Below are 22,056 nucleotides of genomic sequence, written 5' to 3' on the forward strand. Positions count from 1 at the left end.
GTACATGACCCCGGGTGCGGACGCCGAACCGGTACGCCTCGGTGCGGCCTGGCAGGATCCTTGGCATGAGTACGCACATCGGCGCGAAGCCGGGAGAGATCGCCGAGCGGGTCCTGATGCCGGGCGACCCGCTGCGGGCCAAGTGGATCGCGGAGACCTACCTCGAGGGCGCGCAGTGCTACTCGACGGTCCGGGGCATGCTGGGCTTCACCGGCCGCTGGAACGGCGTGGAGGTCTCCGTCCAGGGCTCCGGCATGGGCATGCCCTCCGCCTCGATCTACGCCCACGAGCTGGTCAACGAGTACGGCGTGAAGAGCCTGATCCGGGTCGGCTCCTGCGGGGCCCTGACCGAGGACCTGCGGCTGCGCGACGTGATCGCCGCCATCGGCTCGTCCACCGACTCGAACATGAACCGGATGCGCTTCGACGGGCTGATCGACTACGCCCCGGTGGCCGACTTCGGGCTGCTGCGTACGTCGGTGGAGGTGGCCGAGCGGCGCGGCATCGCGATGCGGGTCGGGCCGATCCTGGCGGCGGACGCCTTCTACACCGACCGCCCGGACCTCTACGACAGCCTCGCCGAGTACGGCGTGCTGGCGGTGGAGATGGAGTCGGCGGCGCTCTACACGATCGCCGCCCGGTTCAAGGCCCGCGCCCTGACGCTGCTGACCGTCAGCGACCACATCAAGACGGGCGAGAAGACCACCTCCGAGGAGCGTGAGCAGACCTTCAGCCAGATGGTCGAGATCGCGCTGGACACGATCGTCGCCTGATTCTCCGTCCAACTGCCGCCCCGTCGTCCGCTCGGACGGCGGGGCGGTTTCGTGACCACCGTCACGTCCAAAAACTATACGAACGGTCGTGCTTATTAATTAGCCTCTGCCCATGACAGTCGACGGACGCGTGGCGCGGGGCGACCGGACCCGCACGGCCGCGCTGGACGCCGCCGTGGTCCTCGCCACCGAGGTCGGCCTGCACGGACTCTCCCTCGCCCAGCTCGCCGACACGCTCGGCGTCAGCAAGTCCGGCCTCTTCGCGCACTGGGGGTCCAAGGAGGCGCTCCAGCTCGCCACGGTCGACCGGGCCGTGCAACAGCAGGAGGAACTGGTCGTACGCCCCGCCCTGCGCGCCCCCCGGGGCGTACGGCGGCTCTGGGCGCTGCACCAGGCCCGGATCGACTTCTTCGCCGCCCGGATCCTCCCCGGCGGCTGCTTCTTCGCCAGCGCCGACTTCGAGTACAACGCGCGCCCCGGCCCCGTCCGCGACCGGCTCGCCGAAGCCTTCGGCCGCTGGACCGCGTTCCTCGAAGACCTCGTCCGGGAGGCGGTCGCCGCCGGCGAACTCGCCCCGGACGTGGACGTCGCGCAGCTGGCGTACGAGATCGACGCGCTCGGGATCACGGCCGCGATGCGCTCCCGGCTGCTGGACCCCGACACCGCCTACCGGCACGCCCGCCAGGGCCTGCTGAACCGACTACGGGCGCTGTGCCCCGATCCGACCCTGCTACCGGAAGGCATCTCATGAGCCAGGCCATCGTCGACCAGCCCGCCGTCGAGTTCGGTCACGTCGCGCACGTCACGGTGCACTTCGACGACCTCGACGCGTTCGGCCTCCTGCACAACTCCCGGTACGCCGTACTGCTCGAACGGGCCCTGACGGGGTACTGGGCGGACCGCGGCGTCTCCTACCAGGCCGGCCAGCGCAGCGCCCCGGACGTGTTCCACGCCGTCCGCGAGTTCACCATCGCCTACCAGGCCCCCGTCACCGGGACCGGGCCCGTGGCGGTGCACTTCTGGCTCGACTACTTCAACAACAGCAGCGCGCGGTACTCCTACCGGTTCCAGTCGACGGACGGCCGCACGGTGCACGCCGAGGGCCAGCGGTCGATCGTCCGGATCGATCCGGCGACCATGCGCCCCGCGCCGTGGACCGACACCGCCCGCGCGATCGCCTCCGCCCTGCTGCGGCCCGCCCCGGCCGACGCCTGAGCGCCAGGCAAGCGGCGGCCGACGGACGAGGCGGCGGTCGGCGGAACAGGACACGCGGGGTCACGGCGGCCAGCGGCAGAAGCGAAGAGCGGTCAGCGGAAGAAGGCGCGCAGGATCGCGGCGCTCTCCGGCTCCAGGACGCCGCCGTAGACCTCCGGCCGGTGGTTGAGCCGGCGGTCGCGCAGCACGTCCCACAGCGATCCGGCCGCCCCGGTCTTGGGTTCCCAGGCACCGAAGACCACGGTGGACACCCGGGCGAGCACCAGCGCGCCCGCGCACATCGTGCAGGGTTCCAGGGTGACGACCAGGGTGCAGCCGTCGAGCCGCCAGCGGCCCAGTCGGCCGGCGGCCCGGCGCAGCGCCAGCACCTCGGCGTGCGCGGTCGGGTCGCCGGTCAGCTCCCGCTCGTTGCGTCCGATCGCCAGCTCGGTGCCGTCCGGACCGTAGAGCACGGCACCGACCGGGATGTCGTCGGCGGCGTCGTCGGTGCCCGCGTCGGCGGGGCCGTCCGGGCCGGTGACGGCCACCTCCAGGGCCCGGCGCATCCACACCTCGTGCCGCTGCCGCCGGCCGGCGCCGTCCGGGTCGGCCAGCCCCTCGTGGGCGCCGGGGCCGACCCGGCCGGCCGCGCCGGGGGTCGGCTGTCCGGGGCGTACGGTGCCCAGCGTCGGGTCGGTGGCGTCGGCCGGCTCGGCGCCGCCCGCCCCGGCCCGGCCGGGCCCGGACGGCTCAGACCTCACGCAGTTCCTCGACGTCGTCGGTGCAGCCGAGCACCTGGCAGATCTCGGCGGTGACGTCGGCCGGCATCATGCCCTCCCGCGCGCAGAGGTTGAGCAGTTTCTGCGCGGAGATGCCCAGGTCGGCCAGGAGATCGGCCTCGCCGACCGGGTCGGCCTCGGGGTCGACGGCGGGCTGCTCGGTGTCGTCGTCGCCACGGCCGGACGGGCGCGGCTCCTCGGTGTCGTCCAGCCCGGTCACCGAGGTCTTCAGGTCCCCGACCAGCAGGGCGCCCAGCCGGGACTCCTCGGCGTAGGCCGAGTCGGAGCCGAAGACTCGCAGGTCCTCGCCCTCGTCCAGGCGCATGATCACCAGGTACGCGTCGTCGGCTTCGACGAAGAGCAGCGACAGGTCGGCGTCCTGGTCGACGTCGCGCAGCCGGTCGGCGACGTCCTCGATGTCGGTGACGCCCCGCAGGTTCACCTCGGCGGCCGTCCAACCGCTGTCGTCACGCACGACGGCCGCAGCGAAGTACGACACGGTTCCCCCAAATAGAGCCTCGGCAGGCCGACCCGTTACGCGTGCACGTTAGCCGGTCGGGTCGGCAGGCGACCGGTCAACGCCCCGAAGGGCCGGTCAATCCTGGGGAAAGTCTGCCGGTCGTCAGCCGGCGACCCGGCGGCGGGTGGCGATCAGCTCCCGCAGTCGCTCGGTGCGCACCCGTTGTGGCCGAACGCGCTGGCGCACCGCCCGGGCGCCCGCCAACTCGGCGAGGAGCTGCTGGCGACGGCGGCTACGTTCGGGATCGAGCCGCGGAGTGGTCCAGGCCATAACGCCGAGGGTGCCGAGTTCCGGCGGCCACGTCAAGACGGGATTCGCTGCGCAGCCGGCCCGCGACGCAGCGCAGCCGCAGGCCCGCCGGAACGGGCCGGGAGACGGCCCGAGCGGGGGTTCACCAGAGCGGCCACTGCCCGCTCGACAGCCACCGCGCCGCCACGATGACGGCGGCGATGCTCCACCCGCCGGCGGTGACGATCGCGACCCCGACGGCCACCCCCCGGTCGCCGACGCGCACCAGCACCAGCGCGACCAGCCAGGCCAGCCCGCCGGCCAGCAGCGTCCACCCGGCGTACCCGGAGACACCGCCGCCGAGCAGGCCGAACAGGAGCAGCCACACGGTCGCCACGGCGGCGCCGGACGCGACGCCCGCGCCGGTGACCGGGTGCGGTTCGCGGTAGGTGGGCTGCGACGGCGGCCCGGACGGGAAGAGCCCCGAGGGGAGCCGTGGCGGGGGCCGGAACCGGGCGTCCGGCTCGGGTGGGAAGGCGTACCCTCCGGTCGTCACCGAACCCTCCCCTCTGCCGGGTGCCTCGTCCCACCGTACCGACTCTGTCAGGATGTCCGGATGTCCTCGCCGACGATCGGACGCCGGGCGCGTCCGGCGTACCCCGTCCTGCTGCTGCTCGTGCCGGTCCTGGCCGCCGGCTGCGCGACGACCCGGCCCGGGACGGCGCCCGGCAACCCCCGGCCGAGCCTGCCGGCGACGGCCGCGCAGCCGGCGTCCCCGGCCGCGACCCCGACCCCGGGCGGCACCCCGACGGCCGTCGCCCCGTCCGGCCCGTCGACCGCGCCGACCCGCGCCGGGCTGCCGCACGTCTTCCCGGTACGCGCGGCGAACGTCGCCTACCACCCGACCCACTCGGCCTATCCGGGGACGGACATCTTCGCGGACTGCGGCGAGCCGGTCGTGGCGGTGACCGACGGCGTGCTGCTGGAGGTGAGCCGGGTGGACCGGTTCGACAAGCGCGGGCCGCGGGGGCCCTTCAACGGCGGGCTGTCGGTGTCGCTGCTCGGCGACGACGGGGTGCGCTACTACGGTTCGCACCTGCGCAAGATCGCCGACGGCATCGACGCGGGGGTACGGGTGCGCGCCGGTCAGCGGCTCGGCGAGGTGGGCCGCACCGGGAACGCGAACAACGTCTGCCACCTGCACTTCGGCATCTCCCCGCCGTGCACGGGGCGGGACGGCTGGTGGATCCGCCGGGGCGTGGTCTGGCCGGCGCCCTACCTGAACTCGTGGCGGCGCAAGGGCAACAAGGAGCCGGCCGCCGAGGTGGCCGCCTGGCACCGCCGCAACGGCTGCCCGAAGGCGCCGCCCGCCGCCTGACGGACCCTTCCGTTTGTCGTCATCAGCGCTTCATCGGTCGGAAACATTGACGGAAGTCTCGGCGCTGGGCTAGCGTCCCGTCCCAAGAGAGCGCTCTCTGAGGCCCCTTTCCGCACAATTCGCCCGCAGAACGCGCCCGTCCCCGACCGGCGCTCCCCGACCGGAGGCACTGTGACACCTCCCGCGACACGCCGCACCTGGGCCGTGGCGGCCACCTCCGCCCTGGCCCTCGCCCTCGGCGGCCTCGCCGTCGTGACCACCACCCCCGCCCAGGCCGCCACCGTCGGCGCCGGCAGCTACACCACCGACCGCGTCGGCCCCCTGCCCACCGGCTGCGGAGACATGACCACCAACCCACGGCAGTTCGCCACCGCCGACGCGCCACCCGGACCGGTCCCCACCAACGACTGGTGGTCGTCACTGCTGTGGAAGCGGACCAACTGCTCCTACAGCGAGCCGCTGCACGCGCACCCGGTCTCCTACCAGCCCTTCGGCGACGGCCTCGGCCTGTCGGCCACCTCCACCCCCACGATCAGCGGCACCGCGACCGGGGTCGGCGAGTTCAAGTACACGTACACCGAGGACATCCGCGTCGGCATCGCCGCGCTCGGCGCCCCGGTCGTCAAGGTCGACGGCTGGACCGACTGGACCGTCACGCCCTACTGGAACGACGGCGCGCGGACCATGCGCGCCACCATCGGCCACGGCCTGCCGTTCGCGTACTTCCGCACCAGCGGCGGCGACGCGCTGATCAACGCCACCGGCGGCAGCCCCACGGTCTGGTCGAACAGCGGCGCCACGATCGGCTTCACCGTACGGGGACACGACTACGTCGCGTACGCGCCCACCGGCGCCACCTGGTCCGTCAACGGCGGCCGGATCACCTCCAACCTGGCCGGCAGGGGCTACTTCTCCGTCGCCCTGCTGCCCACCACCCCGGGCACCGACGCCGCCACCCGCGCCGGGCTGGCCGGCGCCTACGGCCAGTACGCCCACGCCCACGTCACCGGCACCCGGGTCTCGTACGCGTACGACCAGGCGACCAGCACCGTCAACACCACGTACGCCTTCACCACGACCGCCCGGGAGGGCACCGCGAACCGGACGGTCGTCAGCCTCTACCCGCACCAGTGGCGGTCGCTGACCGGGGCCACCCCGCTGACGCTCACCTACCCGTCGGCACGCGGTCGGATGAAGGTGCTCACCGGCGTCGACGCGTTCCGCACCTCGATGAAGTTCCACGGGGTGCTGCCGGAGGTCCCCGCCGTGGCGACCGGCAACGGCACGGACCTGACCACGCTGCGCAGCCACCTCGCGGCCGTCCGGGGCAACCCGATGGACCAGCGCGGCGGCGACACCTACTGGACGGGCAAGGGCCTGGGCCGGGCCGCCCGCATCGCCGAGATCGCCGACCAGGTCGGCGACGCCGAGACGCGTACCGCCGCGCTGAACGCCATCCGGAGCACGCTCACCGACTGGCTCACCGCCGCGCCCGGCGAGACCGAGCGGCTCTTCCACTACGACCGCAACTGGGGAACCCTCATCGGCTACCCGGCCTCCTACGGCTCCGACCAGGAACTCAACGACCACCACTTCCACTACGGCTACTACATCGCCGCCGCCGCCACGCTGGCCAAGTTCGACCCGACCTGGGCCCGGCAGGACCAGTACGGCGGCATGATCGACCTGCTGATCCGGGACGCGAACAACTACGACCGCGCCGACAACCGCTTCCCGTACCTGCGCGACTTCGACATCTACGCGGGGCACGACTGGGCCGCCGGACACGGCTCGTTCCACGCCGGCAACAACCAGGAGTCCTCGTCCGAGGGGATGAACTTCGCCAACGCCCTCATCCAGTGGGGACAGGCGACCGGCAACACCGCCGTACGCGACGCCGGCATCTTCATCTACACCACGCAGGCCGCCGCGATCCACGAGTACTGGTTCGACGTGACGGACGAGAACTACCCGGCGGCGTTCGGGCACTCCACGGTCGGCATGGTCTGGGGCGACGGCGGCGCGTACGCCACCTGGTTCAGCGCCGACCCGGAGATGATCCAGGGCATCAACATGCTCCCGGTCACCGGCGGGCACCTCTACCTCGGCTACCACCCCGCGTCGAACCGCGCGAACTACCAGGAACTCGTACGCAACAACGGCGGGGAACCGACGGTGTGGCAGGACATCCTCTGGCAGTTCCTGGCGCTCGGCGACCCGGACGCGGCGCTGGCGAAGCTCCGCGCGAACCCCGGGTACACGCCGGAGGAGGGCGAGAGCCGGGCGCACACCTTCCACTGGATCCGCAACCTCGCCGCCCTGGGCACGGTCCACACCGGCATCACCGCCAACCACCCGCTGGCGTCGGTGTTCCAGCGCAACGGCGCGCGCACCTACGTGGCGAGCAACATCACCGCCGCGCCGCTGACGGTCACGTTCTCCGACGGCACCCGGCTCGACGTGCCCGCCGGGAAGACGGCGACCAGCGGCGCGTACGCCTGGAGCGGCGGCACCGCGACCGGTGGGGTCACCGGCACGACGCCGCCCACCACGACGCCACCGACGACCGCCCCGCCCACCACGGCCCCGCCGACGACCCCGCCGCCGTCGCCGGGCTTCCCCACCCGGTACCTGCTGCCGGGCGGCGGGCTGGGCGCGGCCGGTGGACCGGCGACCGCCACGGTGGCCGGCGCGGGCGGCGTGAACCGCGACGGCACGCCCACCAACCCGCAGGTCTTCACCGCGACGGGCCTGAACCTGACGTACGCCGGCGGGCAGACCACGTTCGACCTGTTCCTGGACGCCGGCACCGCCGTCGGCAACGGGGTGCAGGTACGGGTCTCCTACGACCTGACCGGCAACGGGAGCTGGGAACGGGTGGAGACGTACCGCTACTTCGCCACCGACCCGGTTTTTGGGTACGAGCACTACACCCAGCAGAGCGGCCTGCACTCCGCCACCGGCACCCTCGGCAACCTGTCGAACGGCACCGTACGGGTGGAGGTCTGGTCGGCGATCGGTAACAACCCGACAACCGTCGGCATCGGCGACAGGTCGCTGGTGAAGCTGCCGCATTCCTGATCCCGTGGTCCTCCGCGCCGTCGGTCGTCTCACGACCGGCGGCGCGGAGGCGTATTTTCCTTGGCATGACCGCCCGGGATCCCATCGCCGACCTGCGCCGGATCGCCTTCCTGCTGGAACGGGCGAACGAGGCGACCTACCGGGTGCGGGCGTTCCGCTCGGCGGCCACCGCCCTCGCCGCGCTGCCCGGCAGGGAACTGGCCGAGCGCGCGCGTACCGGCAAGCTCACCGAACTGCCCGGCGTCGGCGACGTCACCGCCCGTTGCGTGGCCGAGTCGCTGGCCGGCGAGGAACCGGTCTACCTGCGCCGGCTGGTCGCCACCGAGGGCACCGACCTGGACGCGGCGGCCACCGCGTTGCGCACCGCCCTGCGCGGCGACTGCCACACGCACTCCGACTGGTCCGACGGCGGCTCGCCCATCGAGGAGATGGCGCTCGCGGCCGTCGAACTGGGCCACGAGTACATGGTGCTGACCGACCACTCGCCCCGGCTGAAGGTGGCCCGGGGTCTCACCGCCGACCGGCTGCGCCGGCAGCTCGACCACGTGGCGAAGGTCAACGCGGCGCTGCCGGAGGGCTTCCGGATCCTGACCGGCATCGAGGTGGACATCCTCGCCGACGGATCACTCGACCAGGACGAGGAACTGCTGGCCCGCCTCGACGTGGTGGTCGGCTCGGTGCACAGCGGCCTCAACGACGAGCGGGCGAAGATGACCCGGCGGATGCTGACCGCGATCGCCAACCCGCACCTGGACATCCTCGGCCACTGCACCGGGCGGATGGTGTCGTCCCGGCCCGCCGGGGTGAAGGGGCCGGGCGACCGGGCGCACCGGCCGCGTACCCGGGCGGAGAGCGAGTTCGACGCCGACGCCGTCTTCGCCGCCTGCGCCGAACACGGCGTGGCCGTCGAGATCAACTCGCGGCCGGAGCGGCAGGACCCGCCGAAGCGGCTGATCCGCCGGGCGTTGGAGGCGGGCTGCGACTTCGCCGTGAACACCGACGCGCACGCCCCCGGGCAGCTCGACTGGCAGCGGTTCGGTTGCGAGCGCGCCGCCCTGTGCGGGGTGCCCGCCGACCGGGTGGTCAACACCTGGGACGCCGACCGGCTCGTCGACTGGGCCCGCGCTCACGCCGCCGGCTGACCCGCCTCCCGCCGTACCTGCTGGACGGCGCCCTCACGGCTGCCCGGCGGCACGGGTGCGGGTGCCAGGCCGTTGCGGCCGATCAGGCCCTGCGAGACGGCGACGCCGAACAGCACGACGAGCGCGCCGACCGGCTGGTGCCAGGTGAGCCGCTCACCGAGGGCCAGGGCGCCGATCAGCACCGCGAACACCGGGACCAGATAGGTGACGGCGGCGGCGGTGCTCGCCCCGGCGACCCGGATGTTGCGCAGGTTGATGACGAAGGCGAGGCCGGTGCCGAGCGCGCCGAGCGCGAGCACGCTGGCGAGCACCTCGACCGAGAGGCCGGTCGGGGCCGGCGGCGCACCCGCCACGAACGGCGCGACGACGGCGAGCTGCGCGGTCGCGACCAGCAGCTGCGCCGCCGAGAGCGAGAGCCCGGAGTGCGCGCTGCCCGCGACGAACTTCTTCTGGTACGGGATGGCGACGCCGTAGCAGGCGGCCGCGCCGAGGCACATGAGCTGCCCGGCGAAGTGCGCCCCGCCCACCCCCTGCCAGACCCCGAGCACCACGAGCACCCCGGCGAAGCCCAGCGCCATGCCGACGGCCCGGCGTACGGTCAGTCGCTCGGTGCGGAACACCAGCACGGCCAGCGGCAGCACGATGAGCGGGGTGGTGGCGTTCCAGATGCCCGCGAGCATCGACTCGACGCGCTGCTCGCCGTAGCCGAAGAGGGTGAACGGCACGGCGACCCCGAACGCGGCGACCACGGTCAGGTGCGCCCAGACCCGGGGCTCGGCGGGCAGCCGGTCGCGGAGCACGGCGAGCACCACCAGCAGGGTCACCGCGCCGGCGGCGACCCGGTAGAGGGTGAGGTGCACCGGGTGCAGTTCCCCGATGCCGATCTTGATGAACAGGAAGCTGGAGCCCCAGATCGCGGCCAGTGCCAGGAACCCGGGCAGCCAGCTCCGCAGCGCCGCCCGGTCAGGAGTGATATCCGGTGTCACCCCTGACACTCTGCCGTAGGCGTACGACGAAGTCCTGCGACTTTCGGACGCCGTGTCGACCACCACAGAAACCGCCTACGCTGGTCACGCGTTGACCAGCCGAGGAGGTGCACGCCGTGGCGATGCCGATGCGTTTCGACCCGCTCGTCGACCTCGACGGCATCCGCCGACGTGCCGCCCTGAACACACAGAACCGTTCGACAACACGGCTGTGCCCTCACGTAGGGTCGCAGCGTGGGACGAATCGATGACCTCGCGAACCGCTACGTGGCCGAGTGGGCGCCGCTGAGCCCGATCAGTGCCACCTACGTCGGCATCGCCGGCTACGACGACCAGCTCGACGACCTGTCACCCGACGGCTACACAGCCCGGGCGGAGCTGATCCGGCGGACGCTCACCGACCTGGACGTCACCGAGCCGGAGTCCGAGGCTGAGCGGACCGCCAAGGAGGCCATGCAGGAGCGACTCGGCCTCGACCTCGCCCGCTACGACGCCGGGGAGTCGAGCAGCGAGGTCAACGTGATCTCCAGCGCCCTGCACGAGGTCCGCATGGTCTTCGACCTGATGCCGACCGAGGGCGACGAGGCCAAGGCCAACGTGGCGGCCCGGCTCAACCGCTTCGCGGGCGCCATCGAGGGCTACAAGACGACGCTGCGCGAGGCCGCCGCCGCCGGCCACGTCAGCGCCCGGGTGCAACTCGTCGAGGTCGCCAAGCAGTGCGACGCCTGGGTCGACCCGGACGGCGACAACTTCTTCCACGGGCTGGTCGAGCGGCTGGACGCCGACGGCACCCTCGGCGCCGAGCTGCGGCGCGGCGCGGCGGCGGCCACCGCGGCGACGGCCGAGTTCGGCCAGTTCCTGCGTACCGAACTGGCCCCGCTCGGCCGGGAGAAGCAGGCCGCGGGTCGCGAGCGCTACGAGCTGGCTTCGCAGTACTTCCTCGGCGCCAGGGTCGACCTCGACGAGACGTACGCCTGGGGGTTCGAGGAGCTGGCCCGGCTGGAGGCCGACATGCGGACGGTGGCCGGCCGGATCGCCGGCCCCGGCGCCACCATCGACGAGGCCGTCGCCGCACTGGACGCCGACCCGGCCCGGACGATCCAGGGCAAGGAGGCGTTCCGGGACTGGATGCAGGCGCTCGCCGACAGGGCCGTCAGTGACCTGCACGGCGTCCACTTCGACATCCCGGAGCAGGTCCGCCGCATCGAGTGCCGCCTCGCCCCGACCAGCGACGGCGCGATCTACTACACCGGCCCGAGCGAGGACTTCTCCCGTCCCGGGCGGATGTGGTGGGCGGTGCCCCAGGGCGTCACCGACTTCTCGACCTGGCGCGAGGTGACCACCGTCTTCCACGAGGGCGTGCCGGGTCACCACCTCCAGGTCGCCCAGACCGCCGTACGGGCCGAGCTGCTCAACCGGTGGCAGCGGCTGCTCTGCTGGGCCTCCGGGCACGGCGAGGGCTGGGCGCTCTACGCGGAACGGCTGATGGACGAGCTGGGTTACCTCGAGGACCCGGGCGACAAGCTCGGCATGCTGGACGGCCAGGCGCTCCGGGCCGCCCGGGTGATCGTCGACATCGGCATGCACCTGGAGCTGGAGATCCCGAAGGACAACCCGTTCGGATTCCACCCGGGCGAGCGCTGGACGCCGGAGCTGGGCTGGGAGTTCATGCGGGCGCACTGCCGGGTGCCGGACGAGAACCTGCGCTTCGAGCTGAACCGCTACCTCGGCTGGCCGGGGCAGGCCCCCTCCTACAAGGTGGGCGAGCGGATCTGGCTCCAGGCCCGCGACGAGGTGAAGACCCGCAAGGGCGCCGACTTCGACCTCAAGGAGTTCCACCGTCAGGCGCTCGACCTCGGCTCGCTGGGGCTCGACCCGCTGCGCAAGGCGCTCGCCCGGCTCTGAGGTGGGCGGTGCGGGGCCGGAGGGACACCGGCCCCGCACCGGGTGGTGGTGGAGTGAGGTCAGGGCAGGGTCAGCCTCAGCACCGGCCGGGCGGTCAGCGTGTCGCTGCTGACGTACGCCAGGTCCATGGCCGGGTCGGTGAAGGTGATCGGAACTGGTGACGTGATCGGCAGGCCGTCGGGCAAGGGCAGGTCCGGCGTGAGCGTGACCGGGATGCCGAGCAGCCGCCCCACGAACCGGGTGGCGTAGAAGGCGACGTCCCCGCGCACCGTCAGCTCGTCCGTGACGAACCGCATCGTCCGTCCGTCCGGTCCCGGCGAGCGGAGCACGAAGTCCTCGGTGACCGCCTGGTCCATGCTGAACTTCAGCACCCGCAGGCTGCCGTCGGCGGTGGGCAGGTCGACGATGCCCTCGAACCGCAGCCCGGCCATGGTCACCTTCGAACCGGTGAGCTTCGACGGCACCGCCGCCACCACCGGCTGGCCCGGGGCGGGGGCGATCCGCGGCAGCTTCTCGCCCGGCGGCACTTCCCCGGACGGGCTCGGCTTCGGATCGGCCGGGGCGCAGCCCTGGCCGCTGTCGGTCGGTCGGGGGTTGGGCCGTCCTGTCGGCGTGGGGCCGACGGTCGGCGTGGCGCTGACGGTCGGCGTGGGGCGGAGGCTCGGCGTGGCCGACGGCGTCGCCCCGGCGGCCGGCTCCTTGTCGTCGTTCCGGTCGCCGTCGAAGAGGTCCCCGATACCGTCCAGGATGTCGTCGACGATGCCGCCCCGCGAGGGGGACGGGCTGGGACCGGCCGGTGCAGGCGACGCGCTCGGCGTGCCGGTCGGGGCCGCCGTCGCGCTCGGCGTGCCCGTCGGGGCCGGCCGCGTCCCGCCCGGACCGGGAGCCGTGGTCGGGCAGGCGGGGGCCGGCGGCGCGGCGGCACCCACCGGCGCCGGGCCGGGCGCGACGAGGGCCACGGCGGCCGAGAGGCCGAGCAGCACCGGAAGCACGGCGTACGAGCGGTGGTCGCCGGCCGACCGTGCCGGGCCGTCGGCGGGGGCGGCGTCCGACATCCAGGCGAAACCGAGGGCGCTGCCGACCAGGCCGAGGAGCAGGCCGACGAAGAAGCCGCCCAGGTTGACGCCGATCAGTGAGAAGAGCGCCGTGACCGAGGCGATCACCGCGTAGAAGATCCGCTGCTGCGGGCTGAACCACATCAGCAGCCCGCAGGCGACCAGCATGGTGGGGATCAGCCAGGAGAGGAAGCCCGTCGGTCCCAGTTGGAAGGTGAGGTCGCCGAGCGACATCTGGGTGGTACCGAAGATCTCCAGGCCGGCCAGGGCGGTCAGCAGGCCGCCCCAGAACGGTCGCACCCGCCGCCAGCGGCGGAAGCCGTGCCACGCCTCGCGGAACCGGTCGAGCCGCGCGGGCTGCTGATCGACGGTCGTCACGTACGCCTCCTGCCGGAACCAGAGGGGACGGGATCGGGCCCGCGGAGCGTGACCGCCGCGGGCCCGGGGATCAGGTCAGAAACATTCCTTGGCGTCCGCACCGACGTTGACCTTCATCGTCAGGCCGGTCAGGTTGAAGGTGCCGGCGTGGGTGGACCGCGCCGTCGCGGGCACCATCATCGCGGCGAAGCGCCGCCACCGGGTGCGGCCCTGGTTGTCGAACCGATCCTGCACGAGGTTTCCTCCTCGGCCATGTCGCGCGGACGGCCGGTCGGCGACTGGTGGCCCCGCACCTGAGCCTCGCCCCCTGTTACCGGCGGGTAACGAATGTGCCGATGATGCTGCTCCTGCGCGGCACGGGTCACAAGACCCCGACCGCCCGCGCGCGACGCAGGATCCGCGCGAGGTGGCGCTGCGGTGACCGAGAGTGGGCGACGGCAGGGCATCGACCGCACCACAAAACGGCCAAAGGGGATTTACCCCGCCAGCATCGATTACTCTGAGTGACTACGCATCGATGCATTACGATTCAGTAACGAGGCCGTCGCGCCCAGCACACAGCGAAGGGGCGGACCGAACCCGGCCCACCCCTTCGCATGACGCTCAGCGCGCAGTCAGCGCTGGTCCACCTTCCCCGGCGACGGACGCCGGCCCGGCACCGCCGGACCGTCCGCACGCCACGTCGTCGACACCGGGGAATCCTCCATCGTTCAGCGACCCGGGACGGCGGGCTGCTCGGCGGTCACGTCCGCCCGGTGACGCGGCTCCGTCGCCGACTGGGCCGCGCCCCGCCGGGCCACCATGAGACCGACCACCGCCAGGATCAGGCCCAGCAGCGCGAGGCCGATCGGCGCCCACACGCCGAGAAGGGTCAGGCTCTGCCGGCTGTCCTCCGCCCGCTTCACCGAGGCGGCGATAGTGTCCTCGGTGTACGAGAAGTCGGCGTCGAGCAGCGTGGCCGGCGCGCCGATGTCCGGCACCAGGGTCTTGCGCTGCACCTCGCGCACCTTGAGGAACGAGCCGGTCACCGGGTCGATCCAGACGGTACGGGTGTTGCTGTAGACGACCTTGCCGGTGGTCGCACCCGGCGCGAGCGTGCCGAGCAGCAGCTTGACCCGCTCCTCCGCCAGGTTCAGCTGCTCGTCGGTGATCACCTGCTCGTAGCGGTAGGACTCGATGCCCTTGATGTCCTCGGTGCCCTTGAACTCCGCGGGCCGCACGTTGCGCAGGTCACGGTCGTAGAACGGGTAGGCCTTCTTCTCCGCGTTGAACGGGAGCTTGTACATCTGGCCGGAGAACTGCACCTTCTCCCGCGTACCGGTGTCGTCGAGGTACTGGTTGTTCCAGTCGAGCGCGGCACCGGAAACCCGGTCCAGCGCCAGCGCCAGACCGTAGGCGCTCACCAACTCCTTGGTGTCCGTCCGCTCCACGGTCTGCCCGACCTGCCACACCATGGCCTTGCCGTCGAGGTCACCGGAGAGTTCGCCGGTCGTCTTCGCGTCGGGCGTCACGCGGACGGTGGACCTCAGGTCGGCGCGGTTGATCGCGATGTTGCCGTTGGTGATCTGGAGGAAGGTCGCACCCCTCGCCTCAGCGACCGAAGTCGAGGCTTCCAGATCGTATGGCAGTTTGGTCATCGCCGGCTTGACCACGAACACAAGCCCGGCGGCAAGCGCCAGGAGCAGGATGCCGCTGCCGAACAGCACGGCACCTATGGCGCGGTGCTTCATGTTTCCTCCCCGGAGGACCTAAATTTCGCTGCTGTCGATGAGAGATGGCCGCGAGGTTACTACCAAGTCACATAGCAATGCGACCCCCGGTCAGCTCTGTTTTTTCCGCCGCGCCGCCCGGCTCCGCACCGGTCCGACGCAGAACGAACAGGAAATTCCACGCCGCGACCTCGCGGACGCCGGGAATCCGGATGACCCACCGGCCCCACCACGGGTGGTAGCGCGGCAGTGCGTCGAGCAGCTCCACCTCCGGGTTGCCCCGGGCCCAGCGCAGCGTCTGGGCGATCGAGGTCGGGTGGAGCGTCTCCCGGAACCGGTTCTTCGGGGGGCGGCCGTTGCGGCGCTCGTACCGCCGCCGGGCCCGGTCGCCGCCGAGATAGTGCCAGGGCGCGGTCTCGTGCCCGCCCCACGGCGACAACCACGGGGTGAACGACACGAAGAGCACCCCGCCCGGCCGGGTCACCCGGACCATCTCGTCGAGCATCCGGTCCGGTTCCGAGACGTGCTCCAGCACGTTGGACGAGAACGTCACGTCCACCGCGCCGGAGCGGACCGGCAGGGCCGTACCGCTGCCCCGCAGCATGCCGGAGACCGAGTCCCCGGCCGCCGAGAAGTCGCCCACGTCGGGATCGAGCCCGACGTAGTGGGCCCCGGCGGCACGGAAGGCCGCCGCGAAGTAGCCGGGGCCGCCGCCGACGTCGAGCACCGTCCGTCCGGCGAGCGGAACGTAACCGGACACCTGGCGTACGGAGTCCCCGGCGAGCAGCCCGTAGAAGCGGTCCGGGTCGGTCTGCTCGACCAGGAAGGCCCGGAACAGGGCCACCGACCTGCCCAGCGTGGCGAACCGGCGGCGCGCCGCCCGACCCGTCCCGTCATGTGCTGCGCTCATCGCGCCACCGTCCCGTCGTCGTCCCGATCCGTGGCTGCGGCCGGTCGCCCGTTCCCGAGGCCCGGCGTCACATCATCCGCGTCTCCCGTGCCCGTCCTCGTGCGGGGCACCGCCGCCGGCGCGACGGCCTCTTCGGGCGGGACGCCCGGAACGGGGAGCACGGCGGCGACCACCGCCCCGACGGCGACGAGCATCGCCCCCTGCACCCACGGGCCGTACGCCCACTCCTGGCCGTGGCCCTGCAACCGGCCGGCCACCGTCGTCACCGTGGCGACGCTCAGCGCGCCGAACACCACCACCGGAAGCGCCCGGCGGGTGAACTGCCGCAGCAGCATCGCGGCCAGCACGATGGCCACCGGCAGTACGCCACCCAGCGCGGCGAGCAGCACCACCAGCAGGGCGCCGGTGGCCCAGACGGGGCCCTCGGCCGGAACCGCTCCGGACAGGGGCGGAACGCCAGCCGCCGCGCGTCGCCGTACCGGGAGGAGCGCCAGCAGCAACACCCCGAACGCCGTCGCCGCCCCCGCCGCCAGCCCACCCCGGTACGTCCGGTCCGGGGCGAACGTCAGGTGGACCTCTCCTTCACCACCGGCGGGGAGCACCCACGCCTGCTGCCAGCCGTCGACCCGGGTGGCGGTCAGCGGCCGGCCGTCCACGGTGGCCGTCCAGCCGGCGTTCGCGTTCTCCGGCACCACCAGCAGCGCCGTGTCGCCGGCCGCGACCCGCACCCGCCGGTCGGCCGGGTTCCAGTCGACCACGGTGACCTCGCGGTGCCGGGGCGCGGCCTGCGCCGCCTCCGGACGCAGTACGGCGTCCTGCACGATGAAACCGTCCGACGGCGTGGTCGCCAGGCGGTGCCCGCCCGCCCGGAGGTCCACGACCGCGCCGGTGGCGCCGCAGACGGTGACCGGCAGCGGCCGGCCGTCGAGCACGTCGGCGAGGGTGCCGGCGACGGACGTGTCGTAGCGGAGCCCGTCCAGTTCGACGGAGGGCCCCGACCCGCACCGCTCGACGACGCGCGTCGCACCGGCGATCGGGCGGAGCAGGCCGTCCAGCCCGGGGATCTGCACCTCGGCGATCCCCACGGTCGCCGTCCAGCCGTTGCCCCGCCGGTCGGCGATCCGTTCGGCGGACTCGCGCACCACGATCTCGATCCGGTCCGTCCGTACGGCCGGGAAGCGCACCGTGCCGTCCGCGTCGACGGGCAGCACCCGGTTGGCGCCCGGCGTGCGTACCTCGACCGATTGTGGCAGCGAGCCGACCGGCAGCTCCGCGGGAAGCAGCCGCAGCTCGGCGATCCGGCGCGGCTCCGACCAGTTCAGCCGCAGGGTGGGGCGCAGGTCGCCGGTGTCGGCCAGCCAGGCCGTCCCGGGGTCGCCGTCGATCGCCGCGTACGCGGCCACGGCCGGATCGCCGGCCAGGTGGGAGGAGGCGGTGGCCCGCACCGGCACCCCGGACAGCGTCCACTGCCCGCCGGGGCGGGGCACGGCGGTCAGGTCCAGCCGGAACGTACCGGGGGCCGCGCTCTGGAACACCCGGTCCACCCCGAGCGGCTCCTCACCGGTCCGGGCCAGGAACCGGTCGCACCGGATCACCGTGCCGGCGGGCCGGAGGCCGGAACCCGTGGACGGCGCGGCGTCCGAGCCGGAGTCGGCAGCGGCGGCCGGGAAGCAGGCGGGGCGGTCGGCCGGTCCCCGGCTGAACGACCAGGCGACCGGGCCGACGAAGCCGGCCGGGATGTCGGCCGGGACGCGCAGCGCCCGGCGCGGGGTGGTGCCGGGGATGCCGAGGTCGCTGATGCCGACCCCGCCGTCGATCCGCTCACCGGCCACCGCCAGCACCGTGACGCGTACGCGGCTCGTGGAGCCCGGAAGCGTGTAGTACGCGTGCGCGCCCAGCGTGCGGGCGACCTCGTGGTCCACCGAGCCCCGGTCCGTGGTGAGCCGGAACCGGGTCACCGGCCACCCCACCCCGAGGTCGTCGACGAAGCTGAGCGTGACACGGTCGACCTCGCGCGGCGTGTCCAGGTCCACCTGGAGCCACTGGCCGACGGGCCCAGCCAGGGGCGCCGAGTGCCAGGCGGTGTGCTCGTCGCCGTCGACGGCCGCGAAGGGCAGGTGCGACGGGTCGGCGGGGCCGAAGCTGTCCACGAAGCTGATCGCGCTGGAGGCGCTGACCTCGCGTACGCCCTGGTAGGTGGCGACCGTCTGGTGCTGGTCGCCGGGGAACGGCAGCAGGTCCAGGGCGACGCGGCCCTGCCGGCTCGCCTCGGCCGCGGTCAACGTCTGGCTGAGGTTGTCGCGGACCCGGCCGATGTCACGCTCGCGGCGGCGCAGCCCGTCGGTCACGATCCACGACTCGTCGCCGCCGTCGCGGAAGCCGGCCCGGTCACCGGCCAGCACCACCGGCCGGTCCCGCTCCACCAGCCCCTGCTCCAGCAGCGGCAGCAGCGACTCCGGCCCACCGCTGACCGTCGGCACGTCGGCGGCGAGCACCGCCGAGGCGGCAGCCACCGGGCGTTGCACCTCGTACACCTCGACGGCCGGCAGCGGGCCGGCAGCCTCGTCGACGGGGCTGCCCGGCGTACGGCCGAAGGTGGTGGTGCTGCCGAAGGTCGCCACCCGCGTGATCCCCGGCGACCCGGCGAGCGCCTGGCGCAGCGCCGCCACCGGCGGCGCGTCCACCTGCGTGCGGTCGATGTCGTTGCGCAGCAACAGGTGCCGGAACCCGGAGCGGGCCAGGAAGTCGGCCAGCCCGGCCGAACCCCGGCCGTGGGCCAGGACCGACTCGACCGTGTCCATCATCCGGGTGTTGCCCGCCGAGCCGAGCGGGATCTGGTGGCGCACCGCCCAGGGCGCCCCGGCCAGGGCCTGGAGCGGTTCGTCGACGGACCGCCCCCACTCGTACTGGCCGAAGCCGGAGCCCGGCACCATCAGGGTGCGGGCCAACGCGTCGCGCTCGGCCAGCCACGTCGCCGCCGCCCGCCAGTGCGGCGGCAGGTCCGACCAGCCCGGACCGGGTCGCAGCTGCCCCAGCCAGGCCGGCGCGGCGGCCCCCAGCACCAGCAGCAGCACCGGTACGAACAGCAGCGGGCGCAGCCGGCGGGAGAGGCGGCCGGCGGGGCGGCGTCGGGTGGCGGCCCGGTGCAGCCGGGTGGCCCACGCGTCGACGCCGTGCGCGAAGCCGAGCATCAGCGGCAGCCGCAGCACCGGGTCCAGCTTGTGCACGTTGCGGAACGGCGCCAACGGGCCGTCCAGCAGGTCCCGCACCGGCGCCGAGAACGGGCTGTCCAGGCTGCCGACGTAGCCCATGGTGAGCAGGGTCAGCCCGGTGAGGAAGCCCAGCACCAGGAACCGGCGCTCGGGCAGCAGGTTGCCGGCCAGCCCGGCCAGGCCGACCAGCGCCACCACTGCGGTGAGCGTCATCAGCACCGGGTTGTCGATCAGCAGCCACCCCGCCGGCCACCACGGATCGCCCTGCACGATGTACGCGACCCACTGGTTGGTGCCGCGTACGGCCTGGAAGAGCGAAGCCACGGCGGTCGTGGTGGTGGACGACTCGATGTAGTCGAGGAACGGCAGGCTGTACTCGCCGAGCAGCAGCAGCGGCACGATCCACCAGAGGCAGACCCCGACGACGCAGAGGCACCACCAGCCCACCAGCCGCAGGTGCTCGCGGTCCCAGCGGCGGGTGAGCAGCCAGACCCCGGGCAGCAGCAGGGCGAGCAGCACCACCGCCGCGTTGATCCCGCCCATGCCGAGCACGGCCAGCGCGGAGAGCGCGGCGGCCCGTCGCGGGGACCCGATCCGCCGCACCAGGACCAGCGGCAGCAGCACCCAGGGCAGCATCGCGGCGGAGAGCGTCTCGGAGGAGAGCGCACCGATCTCGGTGAGCATCCGGGGGGCCAGCGCGTAGCCGAGGGCCGCCGCGTACCGGGTCGGTTCGGTGCCGATGCCCAGCGCCCGGGCCAGCCGCAGCAGGCCGTAGAACGCGGCGGCGAGCAGCAGCGCCGTCCACAGCCGCTGGGTGATCCACGGCGGTACGCCCAACAGCTGCCCCCCGGCGAAGAACGGCCCCATCGGGAACAGGTAGCCGTACGCCTGGTTCTGCAGCTCCCCCGAGGTGGCCTCCGGGTTCCACATGTGCAGCGCCCGGGCCATGAAGTGCACGGGGTTCGCGGCGAGGTCGAGCTTGGTGTCGAAGGTGACCTGACCGGGCCGCTGCACGAACGCGATCACGGTGAGCAGCAGCAGCGACAGGACGGTGCCCGGCGCCTCGCGTACCGACCGGACGCTTCGACGCACCAGGCCGCCGGGGTGCCGGGGCCGGGAGTGCTGGTTCACCGTCGGCACTCCGGGGGCAGGCAGCTGAGGTCGGCGAGCGCGGAGAAGAAGATCTCGCGGATGCCGCTGGGCTCGTCGGTGCTGAAGACCTGCCCGCCGGTGACCTTGACGATCGACTTCAGGTCGTCGGCGTCGATGTCCTTGCCCAGCCCGATGAAGACGATCGGCAGCGGCTGGCGCGGATTCTGCAACTCGGCCAGCTCGGTCAGGAACCGGGCCCGGCCGATGCTGTCGCCGTCCTCGTCGCGCCCGTCGGTCATGATCAGCACGAGGTTGATCCGCCCGGGCGTCCAGTGCCGCCGGGCGTCGCGGTACGCGGCCAGCGTCGTGTCGTACAGCCCGGTGCCGCCCTGGGGCTTCACGCGGACGGCGCGCAGCCCTTCGGTCAGCCGCTTCCGCTGCTTCTCGTCCAGCGGCGCGACGGGCAGGATCTCCTGGTGGTCCCGGTCGCCGTCGACCTTCGTGGAGAAGACCCACACCCCGAGTTCGCTGTTGTCGAGCAGCAGGCCGGAGCCCTCCCGGGCCGCCTTGAGCGTGGCCTCGAGGCGGGTCTCGTCCGAACCGGGCACCTGGGCGGCCATTGAGCCGGAGATGTCGAGCACGGTGAGGATGCGGGCACTGCGCTGCACGCCGCTCCAGCCGGTCAGCGCCTCGGTGACGACCTCCTCGGCGGGCAGCGGCACCGGTTGGCGTACCTCCGGCGACAGCCGGTTGTCGCGGGGCACCGCCGGCGGGAAACCGGCAGCCGTACGGAAGCCGTACTCGCTCAGCAGGTCGCGTGCCTCGACGGTGTGCAGGTCGGTCAGGAAGCGCGCGGCGGCGTCCCGGACCGGAGCGCGGGCGGCGGGCAGCACCACGTACGGCAGGTCCAACGCGGGAACGGCCACCTCCGGGTACGCCGCGACCAGCTTGTCGTCGCCGGCCAGCGCGTTGTGCACGAGCACGGCCTGCTCGCTGGTCGCCACGGCGTCGGCCTTGCGCGGCAGGGCCGACCCGACCGGCAGCGTCCCGCCCGCGTCGGGAGTGAACGTCCGGTCGGCGAGCCGGCGCAGCACCGCCGCGACCGCCCCGGCCGGGTCGTCCTCCCCGGCGGCCAGGCCACGCACCCCGAGCACCGCCCCGACACCGACCGGGTCGACGGCCGGGTCGGGTAGCCCCACCTTGACGGCGCGGGCCTTCGGGCCGACGGCGGACCGCCAGGTCAGCTGCTTCGCCGGCCATCCCAGCCGGCGCGCTGCGGGCTCGGCCACCGCGAGCACGACCGGCGTGCTCGCCACCGACGTGCCCTGCGCCGGCACCTCGAACGCACCGGCCGCGCGGGCCCGGAACAGCCAGAACGTCGACTCCGGCACCCACGCGTCGGCGACGTCCACGCCCTCGGCCACCTGCGCGGCGACGGCGGCGGACTCCTGGGCCTGCACCGAGATCGAGACGCAGGGCTGGGTGCCGACGCTGGCCCGGACGATCCGGTCGAGGGCCGGCGCGATCACCGGGGCGGCGGCGACCCGTAGCTGGACGCGGTCCACGCACTCCGGGACGTTGCGGTCGGACCGCAGGTACGCCACCGTGGCCCAGCCGGCCAGCAGCAGCGCGAGCGCGGCACTGAGCAGCACCACCGGCGACCGCCGGAAGAGGCCCCGCACCGCTGCCGGATCGTCGCGCAGCACGCCCGGTC

Annotated in this window: 17 protein-coding genes and 1 pseudogene; 7 read left to right on the forward strand and 11 right to left on the reverse strand. The window is 73.3% G+C overall.

Annotated features, from left to right (window positions below; translation table 11 throughout):
• Window positions 1-65 precede the first annotated feature (65 nt).
• The 3 genes from deoD (at window position 66) to ACGFIR_RS28765 (ending at window position 1,988) form a co-directional block, all read left to right on the forward strand.
• Complete coding sequence (gene deoD / locus ACGFIR_RS28755) at window positions 66-773, forward strand: purine-nucleoside phosphorylase (protein ID WP_392997874.1); 708 nt, start codon at window positions 66-68, stop codon at window positions 771-773.
• 112 nt (window positions 774-885) lie between these two features.
• Window positions 886-1,524, forward strand: a complete 639-nt coding sequence (locus ACGFIR_RS28760) for a TetR family transcriptional regulator C-terminal domain-containing protein (RefSeq protein WP_392997873.1) — start codon at window positions 886-888, stop codon at window positions 1,522-1,524.
• A complete protein-coding gene (locus ACGFIR_RS28765) occupies window positions 1,521-1,988 on the forward strand; it encodes an acyl-CoA thioesterase (protein WP_393148325.1) in 468 nt (155 codons plus the stop codon). Before ACGFIR_RS28760 ends, ACGFIR_RS28765 begins: the two co-directional genes overlap by 4 nt.
• Window positions 1,989-2,080: 92 nt before the next feature.
• Here ACGFIR_RS28765 and ACGFIR_RS28770 read toward each other — a convergent pair whose 3' ends face one another.
• The 4 genes from ACGFIR_RS28770 to ACGFIR_RS28785 all read right to left on the reverse strand — a co-directional run bounded on the left by ACGFIR_RS28770 (window position 2,081) and on the right by ACGFIR_RS28785 (window position 4,050).
• Window positions 2,081-2,533 (reverse strand): nucleoside deaminase, encoded by a 453-nt coding sequence (locus ACGFIR_RS28770; RefSeq protein WP_393148369.1) that lies wholly within the window; start codon window positions 2,531-2,533, stop codon window positions 2,081-2,083.
• Between the two features lie 184 nt (window positions 2,534-2,717).
• On the reverse strand, window positions 2,718-3,245 hold the full coding sequence (locus tag ACGFIR_RS28775) for a tRNA adenosine deaminase-associated protein (RefSeq protein ID WP_392997871.1): 528 nt from the start codon (window positions 3,243-3,245) through the stop codon (window positions 2,718-2,720).
• 123 nt (window positions 3,246-3,368) lie between these two features.
• A complete protein-coding gene (locus ACGFIR_RS28780; protein ID WP_357877863.1) occupies window positions 3,369-3,536 on the reverse strand; it encodes a hypothetical protein in 168 nt (55 codons plus the stop codon).
• A gap of 121 nt (window positions 3,537-3,657) precedes the next feature.
• On the reverse strand, window positions 3,658-4,050 hold the full coding sequence (locus ACGFIR_RS28785; RefSeq protein ID WP_393148327.1) for a hypothetical protein: 393 nt from the start codon (window positions 4,048-4,050) through the stop codon (window positions 3,658-3,660).
• Between the two features lie 60 nt (window positions 4,051-4,110).
• Here ACGFIR_RS28785 and ACGFIR_RS28790 point away from each other — a divergent pair, with 60 nt between their 5' ends.
• The 3 genes from ACGFIR_RS28790 (at window position 4,111) to ACGFIR_RS28800 (ending at window position 9,095) form a co-directional block, all read left to right on the forward strand.
• Complete coding sequence (locus tag ACGFIR_RS28790; RefSeq protein WP_393148329.1) at window positions 4,111-4,872, forward strand: peptidoglycan DD-metalloendopeptidase family protein; 762 nt, start codon at window positions 4,111-4,113, stop codon at window positions 4,870-4,872.
• Between the two features lie 171 nt (window positions 4,873-5,043).
• Entirely contained in the window at window positions 5,044-7,953 is a 2,910-nt protein-coding gene (locus ACGFIR_RS28795; protein WP_393148331.1) for a glycosyl hydrolase, read from the forward strand.
• Window positions 7,954-8,018: 65 nt separating this feature from the next.
• The gene (locus ACGFIR_RS28800) at window positions 8,019-9,095 is read left to right on the forward strand and encodes a PHP domain-containing protein (RefSeq protein ID WP_393148333.1); all 1,077 of its coding nucleotides are present in this window, start codon (window positions 8,019-8,021) and stop codon (window positions 9,093-9,095) included.
• Here ACGFIR_RS28800 and ACGFIR_RS28805 read toward each other — a convergent pair.
• Window positions 9,080-10,081 (reverse strand): DMT family transporter, encoded by a 1,002-nt coding sequence (locus tag ACGFIR_RS28805; RefSeq protein ID WP_393148335.1) that lies wholly within the window; start codon window positions 10,079-10,081, stop codon window positions 9,080-9,082. The two genes, ACGFIR_RS28800 and ACGFIR_RS28805, sit on opposite strands and share 16 nt — an antisense overlap.
• A 234-nt stretch (window positions 10,082-10,315) precedes the next feature.
• On the opposite strand from ACGFIR_RS28805, the gene ACGFIR_RS28810 reads away from it, so the two are divergent.
• On the forward strand, window positions 10,316-11,986 hold the full coding sequence (locus tag ACGFIR_RS28810) for a DUF885 domain-containing protein (protein ID WP_393148337.1): 1,671 nt from the start codon (window positions 10,316-10,318) through the stop codon (window positions 11,984-11,986).
• Between the two features lie 59 nt (window positions 11,987-12,045).
• Here the strand turns inward: ACGFIR_RS28810 and ACGFIR_RS28815 are convergent, their stop codons facing one another.
• The 6 genes and pseudogenes from ACGFIR_RS28815 to ACGFIR_RS28840 form a co-directional block, all read right to left on the reverse strand.
• Window positions 12,046-13,419 carry a DUF6114 domain-containing protein gene (locus ACGFIR_RS28815; RefSeq protein WP_393148339.1) on the reverse strand — a complete coding sequence of 458 codons (1,374 nt, stop codon included), beginning with the start codon at window positions 13,417-13,419 and terminating at the stop codon, window positions 12,046-12,048.
• A gap of 75 nt (window positions 13,420-13,494) precedes the next feature.
• Window positions 13,495-13,593 (reverse strand): annotated as a pseudogene (locus ACGFIR_RS28820) (cholesterol esterase); the annotation flags it as partial.
• 536 nt (window positions 13,594-14,129) lie between these two features.
• The gene (locus tag ACGFIR_RS28825; RefSeq protein WP_393148341.1) at window positions 14,130-15,149 is read right to left on the reverse strand and encodes a DUF3068 domain-containing protein; all 1,020 of its coding nucleotides are present in this window, start codon (window positions 15,147-15,149) and stop codon (window positions 14,130-14,132) included.
• A 67-nt stretch (window positions 15,150-15,216) separates the two neighbouring features.
• Entirely contained in the window at window positions 15,217-16,038 is an 822-nt protein-coding gene (locus tag ACGFIR_RS28830) for a class I SAM-dependent methyltransferase (RefSeq protein WP_393148343.1), read from the reverse strand.
• Window positions 16,035-20,381 (reverse strand): alpha-(1->3)-arabinofuranosyltransferase, encoded by a 4,347-nt coding sequence (locus tag ACGFIR_RS28835; RefSeq protein ID WP_393148345.1) that lies wholly within the window; start codon window positions 20,379-20,381, stop codon window positions 16,035-16,037. The genes ACGFIR_RS28830 and ACGFIR_RS28835 overlap by 4 nt, the downstream gene beginning before the upstream one ends.
• Complete coding sequence (locus tag ACGFIR_RS28840) at window positions 20,378-22,048, reverse strand: substrate-binding and VWA domain-containing protein (protein WP_392997859.1); 1,671 nt, start codon at window positions 22,046-22,048, stop codon at window positions 20,378-20,380. Before ACGFIR_RS28840 ends, ACGFIR_RS28835 begins: the two co-directional genes overlap by 4 nt.
• Between the last annotated feature and the right edge of the window lie 8 nt (window positions 22,049-22,056).

Origin of the sequence: Micromonospora sp. NPDC049051, assembly GCF_043197575.1 — a bacterium.
Taxonomy (GTDB): Bacteria; Actinomycetota; Actinomycetes; order Mycobacteriales; family Micromonosporaceae; genus Micromonospora.